Genomic DNA, 4,534 nt, shown 5'->3' with positions numbered 1-4,534 from the left:
CATGGCGACCGTGCCGGTTCATCGGGTCAAGGCCCCACTGGCCGACACCGGCGTCGAGTCTGGGCGCGTCTCCGAAACCCACGATGTGCACGGTGGGGGTAACCCCCGCCTCGTCCCGCTATTCGACGACAGCATCGACTTGGCTCAGGCGAAGTCTGAGCCCAGCCTCATTAGGGAACTGAGCCTCTTACCCGGCGTCACTACGATCGGTAGTGAATCGGCCAGCGAAATTTGCCTACCCGATCTGCTACCGCTCCAGGCAGAAATCCACCGAGACGACGTCGACGAGTACGTGTTCGTCAACGTGTCCAACTCCGACGAGAACACCGTAGACGGCAGGCACGTGGACTCCCAAGTCCTTCGTACCGGCAATCGCGTCGCGATGGGTCCGTGGACCTTCACGTACATGCGCGATGAGCAGGCCGATCACGGCTCTCCGTTCGGGGGCCACACAGGCGGGGAACTAGCCGGCTACCGCGCGGAGCAGGAGGCACCACGACCGCGTGGGACGTCTCCAGAAGGTGGCAGTGAGCCATCTGCTGACGACCCGGGGGAGTATTACTAGCGCGGACGACAGACTTCAAGTGCGGCGCCGTCGTACTTGAGGGTGACTGGGATGGAAGGAAAGCACACAAGCGCCATCCCCGTCACCGAATCTCAACACCGATCGCAACACCTACAGAAGGAGCGAAAAGTGGGAATCGTTGACAAGGCAAAGAACACTGCTGAAGACGCCCTTGGTAAGGCCAAAGAGGCAGCTGGCGACGCAGTCGGCAACGACAGCCTGAAGCACGAAGGCCAGAAGGAACAGTCCAAGAGCGAGATGAAGGACGCTGGCGAGAACGTCAAGGACGCTGGCCACAACGTCAAGGACGCAGTGACTGGCGACTAGTCCGACTCCGGGCGGGTGCACCCACCGCACCCCAGGGTTCGCCCGTCCGGTCCTATGCGGCGAGAGTCTGATGACTCCCGCCGCATAGTTCTGTTCCGTCGCAGTTCGCTGTGCCGCTACCCGCACGGTCCGCAGATTCGCCGGCGACTGTTGGGTGCTCTGTATCCAGCTCCAACCGGGCCCTACTCGCGGCGGTCGCGCCGCTGGAGGAACTTGTGGGTCGCGTCGCACAGGGGGAAGAGCTTCGACTTACCGCAACGGCAGATGGCGACCAGTGGACGCCCGTTGAAGATCCCATCGGGATCGGGTCCGTCGTCACGGCGCATCAGCACCGGTCCGCCGGGGCACTCCATCACAGTGGTCAACCCGGTCAGGTCGGGGAGTTCGTCCTCGCGCTCAACCACGGTTACGCCACCGCCCGCAGCGAGCTACGACCGTCGGTCCACGCGCCGAGCAACCAGTCGGCCAGGCGGTTCTCAAGCGTCAAGTACGTACTGACACCGAAGACGATCAGCGGAAGCTGGTCGGGTTCTTGTCTGGCCAGGCCCGCGCATAGACCGCAGACTGCGAGTTGCTCGTGGATCGCATCCGCTTCGACGTGCTCGTCGAAGAACTGGGTGGCATTTGCGGAGAACCCCAGCCGGCGCAGTCCATTGCCATAGTTGCGGTTCGGGATCGAGGAGGTCATTTCCAGTGCCGACAGATGACCCGCCAACGCGCCTCGGAATTTGCGGGAAAGCCCGAACATGTTGACGGTATTCACGGCGACCAGAGCCGGGGCCGGGATCCGATCGATGTAAGTCCCGTAATCGTCACTCAGCCCGACTTCTCGCAGGGTCTGCATGAACAGTTCCGAGTGCATCATGTTGATGCGGCCGTTGCCATACTCGTCAGCTTGAACCGAAACCATCGCCGACTTGGCTTCGCCGGCTAATCGCGGAATCGCCCAGGTGTAGGGATCGGCCTCTTTCGAGTGGTAGGCGCAGCGATGGATCAGGAACTCGGTGAACTCAGCCAGGCTCGCCCGCCGCGCCAGGTACTTTGACAGGCTTGGTCCCGCCGAAGGGGCAGTCATGTCGAACAGAAAGTCCGGCAACTCTTCGGTAGTTGGCAGCTGCGGGCAGTCGACGACTTCTCGCAGCGCCGCCTCCAATGCCGCCTCAAGTTGGATGCGGAGAAGGACCAATTCGGCTTGCCACTCGTGGTCGTCCGACACGCCGCGGAAGCCTCGAAAGTGCAATTCGTGCAGGCTGTTGAGTGCCAGTTGGGCGTCGTCATGATTCAGCAGAGCCTCGCCGGACGGCAGGCCAGCCAAAGCAAGGTGCAACCCGGCTTCGTCAGGCTGCTCGTCCCGCAGCATCGTGACTACGTAGCGACTGATTGCGCCCCGTGGAATCGGCAGCGCAGCGCTGCCCCATCGCGGTCGGCGCTTGGTGGAGCCGATCATGGTCGTCCTCCGCGGTGTGAAGCGCCGTGACAGGCGCTGCTTGGTCCGTAGCGGTGCGAATTCGCGGCTGAGGATTGCCTTCTTCCGACCCGAATCTATGCAAGATCGTTCGCTTACACAGGTGCCAGGAGTCACCGAAAAGCAGACCTTCCCGCACTTACCGGGCGCTGCGTGCCCGGCTAACTTCGGATGGAACGATCGAAAGGAGTGTGATCATGACCGTTGTTCGACAGAATCCAGACGGCGAGGTCGATCGACCCACGCAACCCGTTGAACCACCCGCGGATGACCCTATGGTCCAGCGTGCATGTGCCGAGTGCGGTGAGCCATTGGCATACGTCGGGCCCCACGACCGAACCGAGACGGCCGCGGACGAGGTCGGTGGCCAGATGGAGTGCCCGAATGGCCACGTCGAGGCCGTCCACCCGGAGTGACCGGTGGGTCCGTGTCGGCCACCAGGTCTAGCAGTGGTCGGACCAACAATCGGGTGACTCGGGAGAGGAGACGACGTGGCCAGTTCTGACACCAGCTTCTTAGATCGCGTCGACAATTTCCAGCAGTCGCACGCGGTGGTGGCGCTGCCCGTGGCGGTCTATAAGAAGTTCAGCGAGGACGAGGGTGGTCGGCTGGCTTCGCTCATCTCCTACCACGCCTTTCTGTCGGTCTTCCCGTTACTCCTGGTGCTCACGACGGTCTTGTCTAATCAGCTCGGTCCCGACAGCGAACTGAGCCGGAAGATCGTGACCACGGCTGGCGGAACGTTCCTGGCCGTCGGGGATCAAGGTGCCATCACGCCCTTGCAAGTATCAGGTTGGGCGTTGGCAATCGGCGTGCTCATCGGCATGTGGAATGGACTGGCTGTCAGCAACAGCATGCAATGGGCGATGAATGTGGTGCAGGAGGTGCCCAAGACCGAATGGCCTGGCCTGGTGCCTCGGGTAGGGCGGAACATCGGTCTGATTCTGGTGGTGGGGCTCGGCCTCACCCTCACGACCGTCGCGCTCGGATTCGGCGTTGCGCTCAGTGGCGGCTGGGTTACTGTTGTGGTTTCCTACGCTGTGGTCTTTCTGCTCGACCTCGCGTTGATAGGCCTGGCATTCCGGATCGCCACCGTCTCGGTGATTAGTTGGCGGCAAGTGTTGCCCGGTGCCGCGCTGGCGGCAGCCGCTTGGTTGATCCTCCAGGCGATCGGCAACACCCTGCTAACGCAGAGGGTCAGCGGTGCGCAGCAGACCTACGGACCGTTCGCGGTCATTGTGGGGCTGCTCTTCTGGTTCTACCTCCTTGCCCAAATCACTTTGTATTGCGCGGAACTGAACAGTGTCCTGGCTCGCCGTCTGTGGCCACGCGGACTGCGAAGCGTGCTCAGTTCCCAGGCACATACGGAGGCCGATGTGCGTGCGTACAAGTCATACCCGAGACGCGAGAACCAGGCGCACAATGCGACCGTCCACGTCGGGGTCGAACCCATCGACAGCAACGAATCAACAGCAAAGGATGTGCCAACAAAATGACGAGAGAAAACGATGCCTAATCCGCAAATCAAAGACGAAGAGCAGTACCAGGCCCTGCGCAGGGAGGGTGCCAGCAAAGAGAAGGCGGCCCGAATTTCGAACGCATCAGCTGCGTCGTCGCGGTCCAAGGTGGGCCAGCGCGGCGGTGCATCGCACAAGTACGAGGATTGGACGCGGGAGGCGCTGTACGACCGGGCCAAGGAGATCGGCATAGATGGCCGTTCGTCGATGGACAAGGCCGAGTTGATCAGTGCGCTGCGTAATCACTGAGACCGCAATCGCTGACTCCGCAGACCGCAGTTGCCCACTAGGTTGACGGGCGTGCGCGCATTCAGTTGCCCGTCTTGCGACGCCCGGGTCTTCTTCAACGATGCGGTATGTCTGCGCTGCGGAACAGCGATCGGCTACGTGCCAGCCACCGATGTTTTCGCATGTGCGGATGCCGATACCTACGTTCGATGCGAGGCGGATCTGCTCGGCGTAGGCGCGTGCAACTGGCTCGTCGACCGATCTCACGGTGGTTTCTGTCTATCGTGCCGACTCGTCGAGGTGACCGCGGACTTGCGCAATGACGACGACACCGTGACTTTCCGGGAAGCGATCCGCCGGGTCAGCCGCCAATTCCACCGCCTGGGAATCGACCCAACCAGCAGCCACCCAAAGTTGCGTTTTCGACTCGAC

General features: G+C 62.1%; 8 protein-coding genes. 6 read left to right on the top strand and 2 right to left on the bottom strand.

The window, feature by feature from the left end; genetic code table 11:
• Nucleotides 1-565: hypothetical protein (locus KAZ48_10900; GenBank protein MBP7973298.1), on the top strand; the 565-nt coding region annotated here is incomplete at its 5' end.
• A 129-nt stretch (nucleotides 566-694) separates the two neighbouring features.
• Nucleotides 695-892 carry a CsbD family protein gene (locus KAZ48_10895; GenBank protein MBP7973297.1) on the top strand — a complete coding sequence of 66 codons (198 nt, stop codon included), beginning with the start codon at nucleotides 695-697 and terminating at the stop codon, nucleotides 890-892.
• A gap of 182 nt (nucleotides 893-1,074) precedes the next feature.
• On the opposite strand, the gene KAZ48_10890 is transcribed toward KAZ48_10895, so the two are convergent.
• Nucleotides 1,075-1,245 carry a CDGSH iron-sulfur domain-containing protein gene (locus KAZ48_10890; GenBank protein MBP7973296.1) on the bottom strand — a complete coding sequence of 57 codons (171 nt, stop codon included), beginning with the start codon at nucleotides 1,243-1,245 and terminating at the stop codon, nucleotides 1,075-1,077.
• Nucleotides 1,246-1,298: 53 nt separating this feature from the next.
• Nucleotides 1,299-2,339, bottom strand: coding sequence for an iron-containing redox enzyme family protein (locus KAZ48_10885; protein ID MBP7973295.1), 1,041 nt, complete (start codon nucleotides 2,337-2,339; stop codon nucleotides 1,299-1,301).
• A 215-nt stretch (nucleotides 2,340-2,554) separates the two neighbouring features.
• Between KAZ48_10885 and KAZ48_10880 the strand changes: the two genes are divergently transcribed.
• From KAZ48_10880 to KAZ48_10865, 4 genes are all read left to right on the top strand, one after another.
• The gene (locus KAZ48_10880; GenBank protein MBP7973294.1) at nucleotides 2,555-2,773 is read left to right on the top strand and encodes a hypothetical protein; all 219 of its coding nucleotides are present in this window, start codon (nucleotides 2,555-2,557) and stop codon (nucleotides 2,771-2,773) included.
• Nucleotides 2,774-2,848: 75 nt separating this feature from the next.
• On the top strand, nucleotides 2,849-3,853 hold the full coding sequence (locus KAZ48_10875) for a YihY/virulence factor BrkB family protein (GenBank protein MBP7973293.1): 1,005 nt from the start codon (nucleotides 2,849-2,851) through the stop codon (nucleotides 3,851-3,853).
• A gap of 12 nt (nucleotides 3,854-3,865) precedes the next feature.
• Nucleotides 3,866-4,123 carry a Rho termination factor gene (locus KAZ48_10870; GenBank protein ID MBP7973292.1) on the top strand — a complete coding sequence of 86 codons (258 nt, stop codon included), beginning with the start codon at nucleotides 3,866-3,868 and terminating at the stop codon, nucleotides 4,121-4,123.
• A 51-nt stretch (nucleotides 4,124-4,174) separates the two neighbouring features.
• Nucleotides 4,175-4,534, top strand: a 360-nt coding sequence (locus tag KAZ48_10865; protein MBP7973291.1) for a zinc-ribbon domain-containing protein, incomplete at its 3' end; no start/stop codon positions are given.

It is taken from the genome of Candidatus Nanopelagicales bacterium, assembly GCA_018003655.1.
In the GTDB taxonomy this organism is placed as follows: Bacteria; Actinomycetota; Actinomycetes; order S36-B12; family UBA10799; genus JAGNDY01.
This window is presented reverse-complemented; position numbering and strand designations above follow the sequence as displayed.

Coding starts and splice junctions, on each gene's coding strand:
- KAZ48_10890 (MBP7973296.1), bottom strand. CDS start 1,245: ATGGAGTGCCCCGGCGGACCGGTGCTGATGCGCCGTGACGACGGACCC.
- KAZ48_10885 (MBP7973295.1), bottom strand. CDS start 2,339: ATGATCGGCTCCACCAAGCGCCGACCGCGATGGGGCAGCGCTGCGCTG.
- KAZ48_10880 (MBP7973294.1), top strand. CDS start 2,555: ATGACCGTTGTTCGACAGAATCCAGACGGCGAGGTCGATCGACCCACG.
- KAZ48_10870 (MBP7973292.1), top strand. CDS start 3,866: ATGCCTAATCCGCAAATCAAAGACGAAGAGCAGTACCAGGCCCTGCGC.